Below are 20,790 nucleotides of genomic sequence, written 5' to 3'. Positions count from 1 at the left end.
GGGTAGAATAGCGTCTTATTGTGGCATGCGCTCTCCCTATTGACGATAACCTCGGGTCCCTTTGAGAGTCCCTATGTGGCCCGGTCATGGTTGCGTCGTACGATCCAAAGCAGGCACCAAAATGTCTGGCACGGAGCGCAATGATCTTTCTTCCACATTCTTTCACTTAGACGATTAATGGAAAATTTCTGGCAAAGTTGCTCCGCTCAGTTGGAGCAGGAGTTGACGCCTCAACAATTTAGCGCGTGGATTAAACCACTATCCCCGATTGACTATGAAGACGGACGGTTGCGGATTGCTGCCCCAAACCGGTTCAAACTGGATTGGGTTAAAACGCAGTTTGCAAGCCGCATCACGACACTCGCATCGGAATTTTGGGAAGCGCCAGTTGACGTTCAGTTCATGCTGGACCCGCGCACCAATGTTGCACGAAAACCAAGTGTTTCAACGCTACCAGTCGCGTTGGACGGCGCGCACCCGAACTCCTCTCCGGTATTCCCGCATGGTGGCAGCAGTAATCACTTTGATCGCATGCCTGAAGCGCAAGCTGAATCAAGCGCGGTGATAGCGCGGCGTGACCAGTCACGTATCAATACAGAGCTAAGTTTTGACAGTTTCGTTACCGGTAAAGCAAATCAACTTGCGCGTGCTGCTGCCATCCAGGTGGCTAATAATCCTGGCGTTTCTTATAACCCATTATTTTTATATGGCGGCGTTGGCCTTGGCAAAACGCATCTGATCCATGCGATCGGGAACCAGCTTCTGGCTGATAATCCATCCTCAAAAATTCGCTATATTCATGCTGAGCAATACGTTCGCGACGTAGTGACCGCTTACCAACGTAAGGGATTTGACGATTTCAAGCGCTACTATCATTCGCTTGACTTATTGTTAATAGATGATATTCAATTCTTCGGCGGGAAGAGTCGCACACAGGAGGAATTCTTCTACGCGTTCGAAGCACTGATTGCCGCAAAGAAACAAATTATTATCACCAGTGATACTTATCCGAAAGAAATCACTGGCATGGATGATCGCTTGATTTCGCGCTTTGATTCGGGTTTAACGGTCGCTATTGAGCCTCCGGAATTAGAAATGCGCGTCGCCATTTTGCTGAAAAAAGCAGCATCCGAAGGCGTCACGTTCTCGGATGACGTGGCCTTTTTTGTTGCAAAACATTTACGTTCGAATGTCCGTGAATTGGAAGGTGCGTTGCGCAAGATTTTGGCGTACTCACGTTTTCATGGCAAAGACATCACAATCGATATTGTTAAAGATGCGTTGAAAGATTTGCTTTCCGTGCAAAACCGACAGATTTCTGTCGAAAATATTCAAAAGACGGTCGCGGACTTCTTCAATATCAAAGTCGCCGACATGTACTCAAAAAAGCGGCCCGCCAATATTGCGCGTCCGCGTCAAATTGCCATGTATCTGGCAAAAGAACTCACCCAAAAAAGTTTGCCTGAGATTGGCGAATTGTTCGGGGGACGTGACCATACAACGGTGTTACACGCAGTACGTAAGATCGCCGGTGACCGGACCAAGAATCCAGAATGTAATCACGAACTGCACGTTTTAGAGCAAACACTAAAAGGTTAAATCTGCCGGCACGTTTCATTCAGCGCGCCTTGTGAAGAATGCTTCTCTGCCTGTGGATAACATTTGACGCCACGCTAACCTTGACAGCAAAAGTGTGGTTTTCTTGTCGTAAAAATGTTGTTCGAATCACGTATAAAAAATGCCGAGTCGCGGCCGGAAGAAATGGGAGTGATTCTGGTTTCGCTATGGAAACACAAGATGCGGCCTCCCACGGCCTTATAATGCATAGGTGAGTGATACTTTTATTGCTTAGGTCATTCATAAGCCCTCGAATTAAGTTACATTGTAAGGTTGGTTGAAGGCCACTTAGAATGGCTAAAATAAGCGATATTTGTTGAATTTTAGATAATAAGGATATAGCTATGCAATTGGTCAAAACTAACCGAGATACCCTTCTCCGGCCACTGCAGATCGTGAGCGGTATTGTCGAGCGTCGGCACACATTGCCGATTCTGGCCAATATCCTCATTCGCAAGGACGGCGAAAAAGTCTCTTTTCTGTCTACCGACATTGAAGTGCAAATTACGACCAATGCCAATGTAGGCACTGGCGCGGAAGTTGTTGCAACCACAGTTGCCGCACGAAAACTTCTGGATATCCTGCGCGCGTTGCCAGAATCGGGTGAAGTCTCGCTAACATTGAGCAACAAACGGATGACGGTGCAATCTGGCAAGTCCCGTTTTGCCCTGCAAACCTTAGCAGCGGAAGAGTTCCCGACTGTCGCTCAGGCTGAGCATTTCAATGCCACCGTCACGCTGCCGCAAAAGACTTTGAAGCATTTGTTTAACATGGTCCATTTTTCGATGGCCCAACAGGACATCCGCTACTACCTTAATGGCTTGTTGTTGGTATTGGACGGCAGTAATGTTATCGCCGTCGCTACTGATGGTCATCGTCTGGCTTTTTGCCAGGTCGCTACCGAGCAAGAATTTGCGCGCCAGGAAGTCATCATTCCACGCAAGACCATCATCGAACTGCAACGCTTGCTGGACGAAACCGATGAGCCGGTGCAATTAGAGATCGCCAATAATCAGGTCAAACTTTCGTTTGCTGATATTGAGCTGATTTCCAAACTGGTTGAAGGCAAGTTCCCTGATTACACCCGCGTCGTGCCAAAAGGTTATAAGAACGATTTCACCATTGGCCGGGATCGCCTGTTGCGCTCGCTACAACGCGCAGCGATCATGACCAGTGACAAGTTCAAGGGCGTGCGCTGGGTCGTTACACCGGGTAGCCTAAAAATTAGCTCGACCAATGCCGATCAGGAAGAAGCGATCGAAGAGCTTGAAATCGACTACGGCGGAGACAGCGTGGACATTGGTTTCAATGTCACTTATTTGCTCGATGTATTGAATAATCTAAAGGGCGAGAACGTCAATATTGCCCTTGGTGACGCCAATTCATCAGCATTGATTACCGTCCCGGAGAATGTCGATTTTAAATATGTCGTTATGCCGATGCGGATATAAGGCTCTGAAAAATATTCTAGCGTCATGCTACATGACATCATGTGAAATGATGCTACATCAGGTCATATCAAGTCAAAAAAATCGTCAAAGTAATGCCATCGTGACGTGGGGGCTTCGGCCCCTTCGCCACATTTAAGAAATCTGCAGGTTGCGGATTTCCGCTTGGATTCACGTTTTTGTAGAAGTTTATTCAGAAGGTAGCCATGTCATCAATCCCTCAAGACAACACCACTCAGCCAGCGCCAGAAGCGTACGGCGCGTCCTCAATTCAGATCCTCGAAGGTCTGGAAGCAGTACGAAAACGTCCGGGGATGTACATCGGCGACACTTCAGATGGCACCGGTTTGCATCATCTGGTTTTCGAAGTTCTGGATAACTCGATTGATGAATCTCTGGCTGGTCATTGCACCGAAATCAACGTCACGATTCACTCCGACAATTCCATTTCGGTTACTGACAACGGCCGTGGTGTGCCAACCGGTATTAAGTTCGATGACAAGCACGAGCCTAAACGCAGCGCCGCAGAAATCGTCATGACCGAACTGCACGCCGGTGGCAAGTTTGACCAGAATTCCTATAAAGTTTCTGGTGGCTTGCATGGCGTCGGCGTCTCTTGCGTCAACGGCTTATCGAAGTTATTGAAGCTCACGATTCGTCGCGATGGCAAAGTCCATTACATGGAGTTTGTTCGGGGTGTGCCGCAAAATCGGGAAATCGAAACCATCAATGGCATGGTCGTGTCTCCGATCAAAGTTATCGGCGACACCGACAAACGCGGCACCGAAGTGCACTTCTGGGCCGATGAAGAAATTTTTACGCACGTCGAATTTCATTATGAAATTCTGGCAAAGCGCATCCGTGAATTATCGTTCCTGAACAACGGCGTACGGATCAAATTGACCGACCAGCGCACCGGCAAGGAAGAAATGTTCGCCTTCGAAGGCGGCACGCGTGGATTTGTCGAATACATCAACAAAAATAAAAGCGTATTGCACCCAACGATTTTTCAGGCAACCGGTGAAAAGGAAGGCGTTACAGTCGACGTCTCCATGCAATGGAATGATGCTTATAACGAACAAGTACTTTGTTTCACCAATAATATTCCGCAACGTGATGGCGGGACGCATCTGACCGGCTTGCGCGCAGCCATGACGCGGGTGTTGAACAAATACATCGAAGAACACGATTTCGCCAAACGCGCCAAAGTGGAAACAAGTGGCGACGATATGCGCGAAGGCCTGACCTGCGTTCTATCGGTCAAGGTACCGGAGCCTAAATTCAGCTCGCAAACCAAGGATAAACTGGTTTCCAGTGAAGTCCGGTTACCAGTCGAAGAAATCGTCGCCAGAACCCTCAGCGACTATTTGCAGGAAAAGCCAAACGACGCAAAAATTATTTGCGGCAAAATTGTTGAAGCCGCACGCGCGCGCGATGCTGCCCGTAAAGCGCGTGAATTGACGCGTCGCAAAGGCGTGATGGACGGCCTTGGCCTGTCCTCAAAGCTGGCCGACTGCCAGGAAAAAGACCCCGCATTGTGCGAACTTTACATCGTCGAGGGTGACTCCGCGGGCGGTTCAGCCAAGCAAGGCCGCGATCGCAAATTTCAAGCGATTCTGCCACTGCGCGGTAAAGTATTGAACGTCGAAAAAGCACGCTTCGAAAAAATGCTCTCATCAGAACAGATCACCACCCTGATCGCGACGCTGGGAACGAGTATCGGACCGGACGAATTTAACGCCGACAAACTGCGCTATCACCGCATCATCATCATGACCGATGCGGACGTTGATGGCGCCCACATTCGCACGCTGCTGCTGACACTATTCTATCGTCAGATGCCGCAGCTGGTTGAGCGCGGTCACATCTACATCGCGCAACCACCGCTATATAAAGTCAAGCACGGCAAGGACGAACGTTATCTGAAAGATGACGTGGAAGAGGTTCAGTACATGATGCAGGTTGCCCTAAACGACGCCTCGCTCATCCCTAGCACCGGAACCGACCCGATCAGCGGCCCAGCCCTGACCGAATTGGTCCGCCAGTACAACACCGCCAACGCCATCATCACACGTCTGACGCGTGCGATTGACGGCGCGGCGCTCACCGCCATCATGACCGGCGTTACGCTTTTGCTCGACAATGCAGAGAATGCCGAACGATCCGCACAAGCCCTGACCAAAGAAATCGGCGATCCTGCCGTGACGGTCGTCGTCAGATCCGACGAGCTAACCGAAAAACATCAACTGCGTATTCAGCGGATGTACCACGGTAATATCAAAGCCAGCATCATCGACAGTGACTTTGTCGCCAGCTCAGACTACAAAGTCCTCTGCAACGCGGCCGCCACATTCAAAGGTCTTATCGGCGCAGGCGCAATGGTCCGACGCGGCACCGGCGAAAAAGTCAAAGAATTCGCCATCACCGATTTCCATCAAGCCATGGCCTGGCTGCGCGACGAAGCCGAACGCGGCGTCAGCAAACAGCGCTACAAAGGATTGGGAGAAATGAACCCAAGCCAGCTATGGGAAACCACCATGGACCCAACCGTGCGCCGCTTGCTAAAAGTCCAGATCGACGACGCGATTGCAGCCGATCAGATCTTTATGACGCTGATGGGTGATGACGTGGAACCACGTCGTGCGTTCATTGAGTTGAATGCTTTGCAGGCTGGGAATATTGACGTTTGATGTTGTTGTAGCTGTACCGATTGGTTGGCAGTTTGGGACGGATAAAACTGGCAAAGATGGGGAAAACAACTCGTAGACAACGCCGTTGATGGTTAGCGGATCTGTCCGGCGGGTTGACATCTGTGATTACTCGCTCCACTTTTTCAGAAGCTCGTGCGTCCGTTAGCGATGTACGAGCTTTTTGCTTCTGGCTTCAACTGGACGCCTGATTGAGCTTAGACGGTATATTGTTAATCAGGCTCCGATACTTTCCACTTTATCGCCAGTCGGAGCGCGTTTTTCCGATGTCTAAAGCGATACGAATCGTTTTCTAAAGTCCTGCTGAATACCTTCACTTCACGACCTTCCTCCGCCCCCTACACGTTGAATAAAAAGCTAATGACGCGACATATATTGCGACACCGGAGGAAACTGTATGCCGCTGTGACGATGCTCATGGCTGCGGGCGATAGTTGTGTGTAGTGAGGGGGGGCACGGGCCTTTTACCTTCGATCGATGGACATTCGACTGTGGGATTGCCTTATTACCACCTGACAACTAAATAAGAATAAAATAGGTGATCAAAAAAACATACCCCCATCGATGAACGTATCAAAGCGCAAGAAGAAAAACTCAAAAAAATCAACGCATTGAAACAGAAAGAGGAAACTGCGAATCCTGCAGCAGATACGGCTCTGAAAGTTGATATAGCCGATCATTAACGTCGATGATTACACTCAAAAAGCTGGAGTCCCCGGTGCAATGGAGCGTTTAACGGAGGATTCCCATAGACGTTCCATTGCGACTCGAGCCCCAATCTTTAAGAAAAGCAAGGGCCTTAATTGAATCGAACAACCAAATGGCTGAAGTTGCCCTTATTAATTCTCATCATAGGAATATTCTTTACGCTTTATGTATTTTCTGAGGTGAGGAAAACGGAACAGGAATTGCTTGAGAACGAGTTCACACAACAAGCCAGCTCCCTGGCCAGCATTCTTCAACAGGGGGTCGACCGCAACGTCCAGATTCTGGAATCCTTTGCGGCGCTGTATACCAGCATCGATCCGATCAACCGCAACGAATTTCACCACTTCGTCACTGAATTGCTGCCGAACCATGGAGACATCCAAGCTTTGGAGTGGATTCCTCGCGTCTCCGGCAGCCAACGTGTCGCCTATGAACATAGTGCCAGACAGATATTTCCAGATTTTCGCTTCACTGAAAAGCAGGCCAGCGGGCGAACAGTGACTGCTGCGGACCGAGCGGAGTATTTCCCGGTCTATTTTGTCGAACCTGTACAAGGCAATGAAGCGGCCCTAGGCTATGACTTGGCCTCGAATCCCAGTCGTCTGGCTGCTCTCGAGTCCTCCAGAGATTCAGGCGAGATGAAGGCTACGGTACCCATTGTCTTAATACAGGGAGATGGTTTCCAGCGTGGTTTTCTGATGCTTTATCCGGTCTATGGCGTCGGAGGAGTTCCGACGTCCCCGGCAACGAGAAGGACGGCATTGCGGGGCTATGTTTTGGGCGTATTTCGTATCGACAACATGATAGATTACGTCCTCCGCAATATTCCGACTGCAGAAATGGCCATTACGGTACGCGATTCCTCCGTCAAGTCAACCGAAGGCATACTCTATAGCCGCCCGCATACGACCCACGGAGGCAACGCTGAACAAGTCCTCCATGATGGGTATCACTTCGCCCAGCCATTGAGTGTGCCGGGCCAGAACTGGCTAGTCCACGTGGAATCGACCAGCGCCTTCGAAACCGTTCATAAGGTTAGGCAGGCGTGGTGGGCACTGGCGTGTGGCCTCCTGTTTACCATTTTTGTCGCGAGTTACGTGCAAACATTGAAGATGCGCGCCAGGAAACATCTGGAACATATAGCGAACTTGGCTGAATCCGCCCATCACCTGAAACTGGAAATCACTGAGCGAAAGGAAGCGGAGGAAAAAATCTGGAATTTGGCCTATTTTGACGTGCTCACAAAACTGCCTAATCGCCGACTAGCGATGGACCGACTTGGTCAGGCTTTAACCACCAGCAACCGCTCTACGAAATATGGCGTGCTATTGATGCTTGATCTCGACGATTTCAAGACTGTCAACGACACGCATGGTCACGATGTCGGAGATCAACTACTGATTGAAGTGGGGCTTCGAATCGTCTCCTCATTGCGATTGGAAGATACCGTCTCCCGTTTTGGCGGGGATGAATACCTGGTGATAATTGAGGGGCTGGCAACGGATAAAACAATAGCCGCCAGCCTTGTTGAGACGATAGCCGACAAAATTAAAATTGCGCTCAACCAGCCTTACACGTTAAATCACGTTGAGTACACGCGCACAGTCACCACCAGCATCGGTGCCGTACTTTTCAGGAACAATGCGGATACCATCGATGTGTTGCTCAAGCATGCCGATACCGCGTTGTATCAAGCTAAAGCTGCGGGGCGGAATACCATTACGTTTTTCAATCCAGCCATGCAAGCTGCTCTTGAATCGCGTTTAAGGATGGAGAACGCGCTAGGTAAGGGATTGCAAAATGGCGAATTTCAGCTGTTCTATCAACCCCAAGTTGATCAACAAGGATGTTTAATCGGAGCGGAAGCTCTGTTGCGCTGGTTCACGCCAGAGAAAAAAATCGTCTCACCTGCTCATTTTATACAACTAGCCGAAGACACCGGCCTTATCCTCCCATTGGGACTGTGGGTCATGCAGACCGCCTGTACACAACTCAGAACTTGGTCGGAAAATCCGAGCACGAGCAATTTGCATATTTCGATTAACGTTAGTGCACGCCAGTTTCACCAGCCGAATTTCGTAGAACAGGTTTTTGATACGCTGAAATTTTCAGGGGCTAACCCAAAACTGCTAAGACTAGAGTTGACAGAAAGCATTGTGCTGGAGAAAATTAACGATGTCATTACCCGGATGCATCAGATCAGAGCGCTTGGCGTCACCTTTTCTCTGGACGACTTCGGCACCGGCTTTTCCTCGCTGTCGTATCTGAAGCGATTACCGCTGAACGAAGTGAAGATCGATCAATCATTCGTCCGCGATATAACCAGCGACCCTAGCGATGCCGCCATTGTGTGCGCTATTATTGCCATGAATAAATCGCTCGGGATTCAGGTGATTGCAGAAGGCGTCGAAACCGAGGCGCAACTGCATTTCCTGCTAGAAAACGGATGCACAAATTTCCAAGGTTATCTATTCGGCAAGCCAGTTGCCATTGAGGAGTGGTCCGACTTGTATCAGTGTGCCGTGAACGGGCCAAGTAACAGTTTTTCCGCCATTTTTTCACGGTACTTTGAGAAAATTTCTCAATCCGGAACGGAAGATAATGATGATTAACGCACCGTATGACACACAATGACTTCCCCCGTCTCGGGTCTAACGACGTCCGTGACCAAAAGCAAGGTCAGCCACCATTGAGAAGAATTGCGCTAAGGTAGAATTGTCGGAAATCAACAAAGTGGCAACACGATACCCGGATGATGGAGCTACAACTGCTTGAAGAGCTGCAACATAATAATTCCGATGCAGGTGCATCATCCTATAGGTCAGTCGTCTTCTTTTCTTTTTAAAAGCGCGTGCACGCGGTTAGCGGCCACGGTTTTTCTATTCAGACCAGACTTGTTTAAGTCGCTGCCAATGCGTTATGAATGGCTGAAATGCAAGGCGTTTGCGGTCACTCGTTTTCACTAGCGCTATCAGGGTGGATGGTAGCGGACCTTCTATCCAATTGGTCGCTAGACCAGTGCTAAGCGACGCCGCCGTTTGTCCAATGTACGCCGCACGCGACGAAACGCGAACATTTACAGCCAATTTGCGCCGGTCTTTCGCTGTCCACGTTTGGTTTTCAGGAACCTCGCAAGTTGATGTCCTACCTTCCCGATCTCTCCATACACACTGACGAGGGAGTGGCATTCGCGACTGAGCTGCTAGAAACTTTACGGCTAACCTACATTATCGGCCTTAATGAAGGAGCCGGCAACTTTGCGCCGCAGCCGCACTTGATACCAACTAGATCCCGTCAACGCGTATCATCGTGGCTAAACTTGTAAAGCAACCGGGGCAGTCGGGCTCGATTCTTTCAACTCAGTCACGAATGGCACATCCGGTTTCATGAAGAAAGTCAGCAGTACCCCGCATACCATTACAACGATAGACAGCTGGAAGGTCAAATCCCAATTACCCAGGCGATCGACCAGGTAGCCGGCGATAACCGGGCTGATGATGGCCGCAGTCACGCCATTGCCACTCATGATGCCACTGGCCGTGCCCGAGCGGTCGTAGGCCACATCCATCGGAATCGCCCACATCGGACCGACGTTCATTTCATTGAAGAACATTGCCGCAGCGAGAAAGATGAGCGAATACACCGGATCGTGCATCAGCAGAACCGGTAGCAGCGATAAGGCAGTCATACTCATGCAGAACGCCACCAGATAGCTGCGCGCCAGTTTCAGATTGCCAGTGCGGCGCAGCAGTCGGTCACTCAGCATTCCGCCGGCCAGGTCGCCAAATACGCCGGCGACGAACACGCCCGAGGTGAACACGACAGCTTCTTTGATGTTCAGATGAAAGGTATGCATGAAATACAGCGGCATCCAACCTAGCATCAACCAGAGAATCCAGTTGTAACAGAAATAAACACCCGAGACCGGCAGCAAGCGGCGATACAGACGTAGCCAGGTTCCGGGTACTTGTACCGGACGAATTCGGGGAGGCGGTAGGCTACTGATTTCGGCAGCCATGATGCGCGGGTGATCCGCCGGCATTTCGGTATACGTGACCGCCCACAGTACCAGCCAGCCAAAACTCAGCGCACCCAATAGATAAAACGAAAAGCGCCAGTCAAACGCAGTCATCATGGATAACACCAGTATCGGTGCCACGGCGTTGCCGAGACGAGCCGCAGAGTGTGTAATCCCTTGCGCAAAGCCGCGTCTGTCCTTGGGCACCCACGATGCCATCGCGCTGGTCGCCGCGGGAAAAGTGGCACCCTCACCCAAGCCCAGCAGCAAGCGTGCCGCCACCAGTGAGACGAAGCCGCCGGCCAGGCCGGTGAGCACGGTTGCTGCCGCCCAAATGAAGGAGCAGAAGATGAGCGTGCGCTTGGCGCCGAAGCGATCGCTGATCCAACCGCCAATAAACTGGAACACCACGTACGGGTAAGCGAAAGCCGAGAAAATAAAGCCCAGTTCGGTGTTGTTCAGCCCAAGTTCGGACTTGAACTGGCTTGCGGCAGTGCTCACGTTGACCCGATCGATGTAGGTGATGAAATACATCAGGCACAACATTAGAAGCACGGTGGTGGTTGCCTTGAGGCGGAATCTTTTCATATTGTCTCCCTATTTTTTATCGTTATTACTTGGTCAGGCCCGATGTGAAAGCGGTCACAGCATCCCTGAAGCGGACGCTGCCATATACTTTTTCGATCAGATCTTCATCATCGAGATTTTGCTCAACGACGATCCGACGCAGACTTTCTTTCACCGCTTCTTGGGTTACGGGCGAGAGCGCGATCAACCGCTGCGCCAACGCATGGGCTGCCTGATCCAGCGCGGCCTGTGCGCATATTTCGTAGGCATAGCCGCACGCAAACGCTTCCGGCGCTGCAATGTAGTCGGCAAGCATCAACATCTTCTTAACCCTGGGTACGCCGAATGCCGCTAGCAGGCGTGCGATGTTGCGCGACGATAGGGTATTGGAGAGTGTCTTGGCAATTGGGGCGCCGAAGCGCGAAGCATCGCTGCAGAGTCGGAAATCGCATGCCGTCGCCAGCGCCAGGCCGCCGCCCACAGCCCATCCGTCAATAACGGCAATGGTCGGGACTGCAATCCGTTCAACCGCGTTAATGACACGCTCGACCAAATCTTCGTAGGCTACCCCATCGCGTCCATTGCGGAAATCCTTGAAGTACGCGATGTCCGTGCCCGAGATGAACGACTTGCCGCCGGCGCCACGAAACAGAATGCAGCGCACGGCTGGATTCTGCCCGCATTGTGCGATTAGCGTCAGCAGTGATTCATACATGGGAATGGTCATCGCATTGTGGCGTTCGGGGCGGTCAATGACGATCTCGGCCGCGCCCGACGAATGCACGGTCAGTCTGACTGATTCGTTCATGGAGAGACCCCGTTGATTTCGGCAAAAATCTCTTCGTTGTGCTCGCCTAATAGCGGCGGGTGACGGCGCACCGTCTGTGGCGTACCCAGCATCTTGACCGCAAAGCCGATGTTTTTGACCTTGCCTTCGTTGGGGTGGTCGATTTCCATGCACATCTGGCGATGCTTGGCGTGCTCGCTTTCGAATGCCTCTGGATACGTCAGGATCGGCCCGGCCGGAATGCCATCGGCGAGCATGGCATCGACCCACGCGTCACTGTCCCGCTTGGCAAACTCCTGCTCCAACGCTTCGATCAGCGCCTCGCGATTTTTCAGACGCAGCGATACGCTTGCATAGTCAGGGTGCCTGATAAGCTCCGGGCGTTGCAGCAGATTGCACAACTTGGTCCACAGTTTCTGATTGGTCGCACCCATCACAAAGTAGCCGTCGCGTGCTTTGACGGCCTGATATGGCGCGCTCATTTTATTGCTGGTGCCAAGCGGCGCGGGCGGCACGCCGGTGCCCCAGTATTCCGACATATCCCAAATCGAAAAGGCCATCACAGAATCGAACAGTGAGGCGTCGATGTGCTGTCCTTCCCCCGATTTTTGGGCGCCGATGTAGGCAGAAAGCAAGCCGTACACCGCGAACAGCGCGCAGCCGATGTCGGCGACCGGCACGCCAGCCTTAACTGGCTTTTCACCCTTATAGCCGGTTACGCTCATGACGCCGGACATCGCTTGCGCCATCAGATCGAAGCCCGGCCGCGAGGCCCAGGGTCCGCTTTGGCCGAAGCCGGAAATACTGGCGTACACGATCTTCGGATTAATTTTCTTGATGGTCTCGTAGTCAATTTTCAAACGTTGCACGACACCTGGGCGATAGTTTTCCACGATCACGTCGGCGGTTTTAACCAGTTTGTAGAAGAACTCGCGTCCCTCCTCGCTCTTGAGGTCTAGCGTCAGGGAGCGCTTGTTGCGGTTCATGTTCAGGAATCCCATGCTGTCGGGTCCCTTCATCTTGAAGCCCATTGCACCGCGGGTCTGGTCGCCTTCTGGGGGTTCCACCTTGATCACGTCAGCGCCCAGGTCTGCCAGCAGCATGCAGGCGAACGGCCCTGCCATGACCTGACTGACGTCCAGTACGCGGATACCCTGCAGCGGTAGGTGTTTAGATTGTGTCATGTGATCTCCGGATAGTTATTATCCCGAGTATCGTCCGCTGATCCGCCTGCCGCAATGACGGAGGGATCATACCTGGCATCGCGCCCTGCGAAACCGGGAGGGTGCGCGCTTATGTCATTTTGCGAAGTAGTTCGGCCACGACGTTATGCAAGGTTTGTTGTTGAGCATGACCTTCCACGCACGAAAGGACGTAGCTACGTTGATGCCAGTCGCCGCTTAGCTCGGCTGCAACCAGCGATTCTTCGGGATGAAAACTGCGCAGGACCTCGGGCGGCATGAGGCCGACGCCCAGACCGTTGCGGACCAGGGCTAGCATGGTGTCGAAACCGCTGACGGTAAAATTGTTGGGGAACAGTCGTCCGCGACTGCGGTACGCGTGCTGCACCGCAGCCAGGACCGCAGAGCCCTTGCCAAGGCTGACGACGGGAAGATCGAGAAAGTCGTCGATCCCGAGCTGGCCGTCGGGAAACTTGAAATACGCGCGGCTGTAGACCAGCACCAGCCGGTCTTCATGGTAGGGCAACTTCGGCAGGTCTAAAAAGCCGCTCCGCTTCTCATAGATGCCTATGTCGATTACTTTGTCGCGTAGCAGTTGTTGCACAATCTTGCTATTCTCCTCAACGATTTTCAGGGAGATCGCGGGGAACTTGCGCTGGATCGTTGAAATTTCGCGGGCGAGGAACTGGATGATGACTGCTTTGGGCGAACCGATGATAATGCGGCCGTCGAGGCCATTGTTGAGTGCCTTGGCGTCGCCTTCGAGGCGGTCGATGAGGTTATCGATCTGCCGTATGTATTGCAGCAGTTTGATACCGGACTCAGTAATCTCGACGCCGTGAGGCACCCGATTGAACAGTTTGGCGCCGAGTTGCTGTTCCAGGTCCGATACGCGCCGGGACGCAGCCGCCACTGCCAGACTAAGTTTGTCCGATGCGCGGGAAATGCTGCCCTCTTCTGCGATGGCCAACACTAGTCTGACCGTCTTTGTGTCGAATTTCACGGCGCCTCCTGTCTTTAAATTGATGTATCGCCTTTTGAACTTTGCAGTTTAAACAAATTCAATGGGACTTCTTGCAATACCTGGTGGGGCGTGAGCGGCTTGAATAATTTGACCTAGGGATCAAAAAGTTTGCTAGGGTCGCACGCTAATCCTCCCTGAGAAGCCAGATAGGCATTTTTTAGTGATCAAATTACGTGCGTTGCTATTCTATAATGTTTTTGCGCACGGTCTTCACAACCTTGGATTCCAGAGCACATCTCACCAGCTTAACGTCGATAGCGCAAAGCGTCGACGATCAGCGCAAATGCGCGGTAACAGTTGTCGGTACGCCAATTTTCTGATCAGATAGCCGCTAAAGACGCCTGATGAATTTTATCGGGCGTCTTGTATTATTAGGTTTGATTCGGCCGCTCCCTGTTATAAATACGCGCGGATTGTTCAACTAACAATGGTCGGTTTGCGACAGGCCTGGTGGGTGAATTGCTCAAATGACGCTCAGCCAGGCACAGCTCGACAAATTAACCGCACCGGAAGGGGACCTTCATTTACCGGGTACACTAACCAATATTCTGCGCCGGAAACTGCGCGACGTTAATGGAGACCACCCAATGAGCAGCGTAAATTCGTTCACCCCACCCAAGGTCTGGTCCTGGGATCAAGAAAGCGGCGGCAAGTTTGCCAGCATCAACCGGCCAGTTGCCGGTCCCACGCATGATAAGGATCTGCCGGTGGGGCAACACCCGTTGCAGCTTTATTCGCTCGCCACACCCAATGGCGTCAAGGTGACGATCATGCTTGAAGAGTTGCTGGCGTTGGGCCACAGCGGTGCCGAGTACGACGCGTGGCTGATTCGTATCAACGATGGCGATCAGTTCGGGAGTGGATTTGTTGGGGCCAACCCCAATTCGAAGATCCCGGCGCTGGTGGATCTTAGTGGCGAAACACCGGTGCGCGTGTTCGAGTCCGGCGCTATTCTGCAATATCTGGCTGAGAAGTTTGGAGCCTTCCTGCCCGACAGTGGCGCGGCGCGTGCCGAATGCTTGTCCTGGCTATTCTGGCAGATGGGCAGTGCGCCTTTTTTGGGCGGAGGCTTTGGCCATTTCTATGCCTATGCACCGGAGAAGTTCGAGTACCCAATCAACCGCTACGCGATGGAGGTCAAGCGCCAGCTTGATGTGTTGGACCGCCAGCTATCAGAGCACCACTTCGTTGCGGGCGACGACTATACTATCGCTGATATGGCGGTATGGCCCTGGTACGGCGCGCTGGTCAAAGGCCAGCTTTACGAGGCAGGGGAGTTCCTCAGCGTGCATGAGTACAAGCATGTGTTGCGCTGGGCCGACGAGATTGCTTTGCGTCCAGCCGTGGTGCGCGGACGCCAGGTTAACCGTGCATGGGGCGAACCATCCGGCCAATTGCTTGAGCGTCACGACGCTAGCGATTTCGACTTAAAGACGCAAGACAAGCTGGCCTCTTCCTCCTAGGGTAAGTCACGCTGGTTTTGTACGGCTTTCAAATGCAGGTGCTAAGAACCACTGAACCAGTTATACCCCTGATCTTCCCAATACCCACCGGGATTTTCATTGGTGACGAAGATCGCTGCAATGTGCTTGGGATTCTTAAAGCCGAGCTTGGTCGGCACCCGTAGTTTCAACGGATAGCCATACTCGGTTGGTAACGGCGAAGTGCCGAAATCTAATGCCAGCAGAGTTTGCGGATGCAGCGCGGTTGCCATATCGATGCTGGAGTAGTAGCGGTCAGCGCATTTGAAGCCGACATACTTTGCCGTCGTATCAGCGCCGATATGCGCCAGGAAAGTGCGAAACGGCACGCCTCCCCACTGACCGATGGCGCTCCATCCCTCGATGCAGATATGGCGCGTGATCTGTGATGCCTGTGGCAAGGCCCTTAATTGCGCCAGGGTCCAGCTACGCTTATCACGCACCAACCCTGAGACTTCCAGTGTATAGGTCGCACCGTCGATTTCCGGTGCCGATTCTGCGTCATAAAAGGCGTTGAATGGAAATGGTTTGGTGATCATGCTGGCCGGATAGGTCGGCGCCAGATGATTGGGGCGAAATATCAAGCTTTGCACACGATCATTCCAGCGTGACATTGCCCACAATACCTTGTCGACCTGATCACCGTCCTGCAGATTGCAGCCGCTCAGCAGCGACAACGCACCCAATGACAGCCCCGAGCGCAGGAACAGACGGCGCTGCAGTTGCACAAGTTCTGGTTGTAGTTCACTGTTTTTCGGCGTTGGGGGTTTCTTCTCGCTCATACTTGCTGCTCCTGCTTTGTCAGTTTCTTACCCGCATCGCGGGGGGCCCGTCCGGTCAGCATCGGCAACAGCGTGCTCGGCACGATCAGCACTAATGCCAGATGGATCACCACGAAGGCGACGATACCGGCCATTGCTACAAAGTGCACGCGGCGCGCAACGTCGTAGCCGCCAAACAGGTCGACCAGACTATCCAGCTGCACCGGTTTCCAGATCGACAGACCGGACGCTACCACCAGCCCACAAAGCAACAAGACGACGATGTACATCAGGCGTTGCACGGCGTTATAGATGCCCGGCGTGTGCGCCAGCTTAAAAGTGAAAGCATCTTTCACATCACGCAGCAGAGAGCGCAAACGCAGCGGCAGAAAATGGCGGCGGAAATGGCCAGCCAGAAGGCCGTAGCCAATATAGATCAAGCCATTCACAACCAAGAGCCACATAGCCGCTAGATGCCAGGCGATTGCGCCGCCCAGCCAGCCGCCGAGCGTGGCCCAATGCGGAAAATCGAAACTGAATAGCGGCGAGGCGTTGTAGATCGCCCAGCCGCTCATTACCATGCAGACGATTGCGAAGGCGTTGATCCAATGCGCTACGCGCACCAGCAACGGATGAATGATGCGGTGAGGTTTATCGGCAGTCGCCATGAATACACCTTAGTTAGAATCGTTGCGGGCAACCTGGCTTCTCGGCTACCCGCTATAAAGCATTACATCGGCGGTACTACGCCGTTGATGCCAACCAGGGCACGACCCACCACCTCGCTGCCATCGGGGGCTTTAGTGACCACGAACACGCCATGGGCGCCAGCGACCAGCAAGCTGCGGTCAGCTTTGTTGAGGCTAACGATAGGGACATCGGCCGGCACCACAATTTTCTTTTCGCCATCTGGATATTTAACGGTGATGGTGCGGCCACTGGTGACGACCACGTCGCCGACAGTACCGTTGGTCATGGTGCTTTTCTTACCCAGATCCCAGGCGTAATGACCTTCGCCCGACTTCATGCCGGCCGGGAACACGGTTACTTCCAGCGCTTTGAGGGTGCCATCAGGCAGTGGAATGGCGGCGCTGCCGATGAAACTGTCTGACTTGATATCCGTAATGGCGGCATGGCTGACCGACATCACCGCCAGGTCAGGCGACAGTTTCAAGGTCAGTTTCTTGCCAGCTTTGGTCTTGACTTCGAGAGTGTCGGCGGTGACTTTTTCGATTGTCGCGCGAACCCGCATTGGTGCGGTCGGAGCGGCAGTCTGGGCGATGGCAACGCTGCCATAGGCGAGGAGAGTCGATGCGGCCAGAGCGGGAACCAGCCGACGTAAGAATTGTGCAGTTGTCATGGAAGTTGTCTAAGTGGTTGCAGGGAACTCTATAGTAGGCGTGCTCGCGTGTCTTATCGGTGACAGTTGAATGACAATATTGTCATTATTCCCGACGCGGGAATTGATAGAATGTGCCATCACCATCAAGGAATGAGCATGTCTATCCTCGTCATCGAAGACGACCCAAAAACCGGGGCATATCTCAAGAAAGGTCTGCGCGAATCAGGTTATGCGGTCGATCTGGTTCGCAACGGCAGCGACGGTTTGCACATGGCGCTGGAGAATTCCTACGACTTGGTAGTGCTGGACGTCATGTTACCCGGCACCGACGGCTGGACGATCATGAGTGCGATCCGCGCCCGCCGCGATCTGCCGGTCATTTTCCTGACCGCGCGCGACCATGTGAATGACCGCATACACGGTCTAGAGCTAGGTGCCGACGATTATCTGGTCAAGCCGTTTTCGTTTACTGAATTGCTGCTGCGGATTCGCACACTGCTGCGCCGCGGCGTAATGCGGGAGGTGCATGCGCTGGATTTCTTTCAAGTGGCCGATCTGCAGCTTGATCTGTTGCGCCGAAAAGTCACGCGTCAGGGCATCGATATCGTCCTCACCAACAAGGAATTCTTATTACTGCATCTGCTGGTTAAACGTCAGGATGAAGCCTTGTCGCGCACCATCATCGCTTCCGAAGTCTGGGACATGAATTTCGACAGCGACACCAATGTGGTTGACGTCGCCATCAAGCGCTTGCGCGCAAAAATTGACAATCCTTTTGAACAAAAACTGATCCACACGGTGCGTAGTATCGGTTATATGTTTTCTGAAAATCCATGAATCTCTGGCGTACCCGCTCACTGACTGTACGCGTCTCCTTTCTGTTCGCGCTGATTGCCTGCGCCATCGTTACCAGTCTCGGTATGTACTTGTACACGTCGACCCGGCAGGCGCTGGAATCCCGTGCCGATTATTCGCTGATCGGCAGGGTCGCGCATTTCCGCACGCTGCTGCACGATCTCTACAACGTCAAGCAGATGGAAAATCGGCCGACATTATTTGAGTCCATGCTGGGCAGCGAGCAAGATGTACTGATGTTCGCTTACCCGGGGCAGGCACCGTTCATACGCGTCAATCCGGATAATATGACGCCACCACCGATGATGCCGGTGGGGTTGAATCAGCCCTTAACGTTGGCGACATTGCAAAGAGGAGAGCGCGCCGATGGTGTGCGTGTGCGCTGGATCTCGGCCGAGGCACAAGTGGGGAGTGATGGCTCCAAAGTAGTGATCGTGGGGGCCCATGTGATGACGCAGGAATCGCAACTTCTATCCAAATATTATTGGCAAGTGATCGGTGCCGCTGCAATATCGGTGCTGCTGGCAGCGCTGCTCGGTTTTCTGATACTGAAGCGCGGCTTCCGACCGTTGATTGCGATGGCCGAGCGCGCCGCCGAAGTCAGTCCGACCAATATCGCGATACGCCTGCGCGAAGAAGACGCGCCGCAAGAATTGCGGCGGCTCGCGGCATCTTTCAATGCCATGCTGGACCGACTCTCTGACGGCTATGAACACCTGTCGCAGTTTTCTGCCGACCTCGCGCACGAGATCCGTACCCCCATCGGTGCCATGATGGGACAAACTCAGGTAACGCTGAACAAGGTACGCAATGCCGGTGAATATCAGCAGGTGTTGGAATCCAATCTGGAAGAACTTGAACGCCTCAGCCGTATCGTGGAAGACATCCTGTTCCTGGCGCATGCCGACCATGCAGGTCTCTCGGTCGAAAAAACGCCGTTGGTGCTGGCCGTTGAGTTGCACAAGATCGCCGAGTATTTTGAAGGTATGGCCGAAGAGCGCGACATCAAGCTGGTGGTAGATGCCAGCGGCGAGCTGCAAGTCAATTCGGTGATGTGGCGTCGCGCCGTCAGCAATCTGGCGGTGAACGCAGTGCGCTATGCGCTGCCTGGAAGCACTGTACGATTAAGCGGCAAGCCACAGGCGCAGGGCACCTGTATTGAAGTGGAAAATCAGGGCGATCCGATCCCGCAAGAGCAACTCGACCGCTTGTTCGACCGCTTCTACCGCGGCGATAAGTCGCGCAGTGAATTCACGGAATCAAATGGTTTGGGGTTGGCAATAGTGCGGGCCATCATGTTGGTGCACGGCGGCAGCGCCGAAGTAAGTTGTTCCGCGGCGGGACTGGTCCGGTTCAGCCTGTATTTCCCACAGACGCCCCAGGAATTAAAAGCACTAACCTAAGAAAGTAGCCCGCGCAATTGTAGAGTGTGCAATTCTCTGCCGCGGGCATTTGTTGCGTGGATAGGTCGCCAACTGTGTGCCGGATATCAGGACAGCGCTACGTTAAGAGAGTCCTAACGCGACTATCTGGTTACTCTGAAATCTCTGCCTCAACGAGTGTCGCAAGTTGGGCGAGCGACTCTTGCCATCCGAGATAGCACATCTCAAGCGGAATGGCGTCCGGCAACCCCTCTTGTACAATACTGATCTCGGTTCCACACAGCACTTGCTTCAGGCTCACCACAGTTTGCATTTCTCCGGGAAGGTTCGGATCATCGAATTTGTCGGTGTAATGGATTTTTTCAAACGGCACCAATTCACGATACTCTCCGCTGAATGAATGGCCTTGGCCGGTCGCAAAATTTGTAAACGACATCTTATAAACGCCGCCAACTTTTGCATCCATATGATGAACCTTGCAGATGAAACCGTATGGGGGAAGCCACTTGGTCATTGCATCAGCGTTCAAAAATGCTTGATAGATGCGTTCCGGACTTGAACGGAGCACCCGGTGAAGTCGGATAGTACCTCTGGTTGGCATGATCATTTCCTTTCGATTCGCAGTCGGGTAGACCTCATATCTGAGTTCGATGCTAAGTTAAGCAATTAATGATTCCGGTAAGTAAGTTAAGAGCCGGTTTACTTTAGGCTCGATCAAAAAGCGAAAGCTCGTATAGATAATAATAGTCTCGCGCCTGATCGAGTCAAGCGTCACGCAAGCGTTGATGAGGGACGTGAGGCCTAACATCGTGCTTATGGTGCGAAAGGAATGCCTTCGGACGAAGTCCATTCCATTTTGTCGAGGTCTAGTGTCAGCATTAAATATAAATGGCCGCTGGGGCAAACTCAGA

15 protein-coding genes are annotated in these 20,790 nt (G+C 52.7%); 7 read left to right on the top strand and 8 right to left on the bottom strand.

Annotated elements, in window-relative coordinates:
• Nucleotides 1-177 precede the first annotated feature (177 nt).
• From dnaA to JQN73_RS08355, 4 genes are all read left to right on the top strand, one after another.
• Nucleotides 178-1,599, top strand: a complete 1,422-nt coding sequence (gene dnaA / locus JQN73_RS08370) for a chromosomal replication initiator protein DnaA (RefSeq protein WP_205322615.1) — start codon at nt 178-180, stop codon at nt 1,597-1,599.
• A gap of 362 nt (nt 1,600-1,961) precedes the next feature.
• Nucleotides 1,962-3,068: a DNA polymerase III subunit beta gene (dnaN, locus tag JQN73_RS08365; protein WP_205322614.1), complete on the top strand. Its 1,107-nt coding sequence runs from the start codon at nt 1,962-1,964 to the stop codon at nt 3,066-3,068.
• Between the two features lie 203 nt (nt 3,069-3,271).
• The gene (gene gyrB / locus JQN73_RS08360) at nt 3,272-5,755 is read left to right on the top strand and encodes a DNA topoisomerase (ATP-hydrolyzing) subunit B (protein WP_205322613.1); all 2,484 of its coding nucleotides are present in this window, start codon (nt 3,272-3,274) and stop codon (nt 5,753-5,755) included.
• 821 nt (nt 5,756-6,576) lie between these two features.
• A complete protein-coding gene (locus tag JQN73_RS08355; RefSeq protein ID WP_205322612.1) occupies nt 6,577-9,093 on the top strand; it encodes a bifunctional diguanylate cyclase/phosphodiesterase in 2,517 nt (838 codons plus the stop codon).
• Nucleotides 9,094-9,794: 701 nt separating this feature from the next.
• Here JQN73_RS08355 and JQN73_RS08350 read toward each other — a convergent pair.
• The 4 genes from JQN73_RS08350 to JQN73_RS08335 form a co-directional block, all read right to left on the bottom strand.
• A complete protein-coding gene (locus JQN73_RS08350; RefSeq protein ID WP_205322611.1) occupies nt 9,795-11,087 on the bottom strand; it encodes an MFS transporter in 1,293 nt (430 codons plus the stop codon).
• 25 nt (nt 11,088-11,112) lie between these two features.
• Nucleotides 11,113-11,874 (bottom strand): enoyl-CoA hydratase, encoded by a 762-nt coding sequence (locus JQN73_RS08345; protein ID WP_205322610.1) that lies wholly within the window; start codon nt 11,872-11,874, stop codon nt 11,113-11,115.
• On the bottom strand, nt 11,871-13,037 hold the full coding sequence (locus JQN73_RS08340) for a CaiB/BaiF CoA-transferase family protein (RefSeq protein ID WP_205322609.1): 1,167 nt from the start codon (nt 13,035-13,037) through the stop codon (nt 11,871-11,873). Before JQN73_RS08340 ends, JQN73_RS08345 begins: the two co-directional genes overlap by 4 nt.
• A gap of 109 nt (nt 13,038-13,146) precedes the next feature.
• Nucleotides 13,147-14,037 carry a LysR family transcriptional regulator gene (locus JQN73_RS08335; RefSeq protein WP_205322608.1) on the bottom strand — a complete coding sequence of 297 codons (891 nt, stop codon included), beginning with the start codon at nt 14,035-14,037 and terminating at the stop codon, nt 13,147-13,149.
• A 608-nt stretch (nt 14,038-14,645) separates the two neighbouring features.
• On the opposite strand from JQN73_RS08335, the gene yghU reads away from it, so the two are divergent.
• Entirely contained in the window at nt 14,646-15,521 is an 876-nt protein-coding gene (yghU, locus tag JQN73_RS08330) for a glutathione-dependent disulfide-bond oxidoreductase (RefSeq protein WP_205323264.1), read from the top strand.
• A 41-nt stretch (nt 15,522-15,562) separates the two neighbouring features.
• On the opposite strand, the gene JQN73_RS08325 is transcribed toward yghU, so the two are convergent.
• The 3 genes from JQN73_RS08325 to JQN73_RS08315 form a co-directional block, all read right to left on the bottom strand.
• Nucleotides 15,563-16,321: a molybdopterin-dependent oxidoreductase gene (locus tag JQN73_RS08325; RefSeq protein ID WP_205322607.1), complete on the bottom strand. Its 759-nt coding sequence runs from the start codon at nt 16,319-16,321 to the stop codon at nt 15,563-15,565.
• Nucleotides 16,318-16,968, bottom strand: a complete 651-nt coding sequence (locus JQN73_RS08320; protein WP_205322606.1) for a cytochrome b/b6 domain-containing protein — start codon at nt 16,966-16,968, stop codon at nt 16,318-16,320. Before JQN73_RS08320 ends, JQN73_RS08325 begins: the two co-directional genes overlap by 4 nt.
• Nucleotides 16,969-17,030: 62 nt before the next feature.
• Nucleotides 17,031-17,660, bottom strand: a complete 630-nt coding sequence (locus JQN73_RS08315) for a hypothetical protein (RefSeq protein ID WP_205322605.1) — start codon at nt 17,658-17,660, stop codon at nt 17,031-17,033.
• A 138-nt stretch (nt 17,661-17,798) separates the two neighbouring features.
• Between JQN73_RS08315 and JQN73_RS08310 the strand changes: the two genes are divergently transcribed.
• Both JQN73_RS08310 and JQN73_RS08305 read left to right on the top strand, forming a co-directional pair.
• Nucleotides 17,799-18,479: a heavy metal response regulator transcription factor gene (locus JQN73_RS08310; RefSeq protein WP_205322604.1), complete on the top strand. Its 681-nt coding sequence runs from the start codon at nt 17,799-17,801 to the stop codon at nt 18,477-18,479.
• The gene (locus JQN73_RS08305; RefSeq protein ID WP_205322603.1) at nt 18,476-19,900 is read left to right on the top strand and encodes a heavy metal sensor histidine kinase; all 1,425 of its coding nucleotides are present in this window, start codon (nt 18,476-18,478) and stop codon (nt 19,898-19,900) included. Before JQN73_RS08310 ends, JQN73_RS08305 begins: the two co-directional genes overlap by 4 nt.
• 130 nt (nt 19,901-20,030) lie before the next feature.
• On the opposite strand, the gene JQN73_RS08300 is transcribed toward JQN73_RS08305, so the two are convergent.
• Nucleotides 20,031-20,480, bottom strand: a complete 450-nt coding sequence (locus tag JQN73_RS08300) for an SRPBCC family protein (RefSeq protein WP_205322602.1) — start codon at nt 20,478-20,480, stop codon at nt 20,031-20,033.
• Nucleotides 20,481-20,790 lie beyond the last annotated feature (310 nt).

The sequence above is a fragment of the Glaciimonas sp. PAMC28666 genome, from assembly GCF_016917355.1.
Taxonomy (GTDB): Bacteria; Pseudomonadota; Gammaproteobacteria; order Burkholderiales; family Burkholderiaceae_D; genus Glaciimonas.
This window is presented reverse-complemented; position numbering and strand designations above follow the sequence as displayed.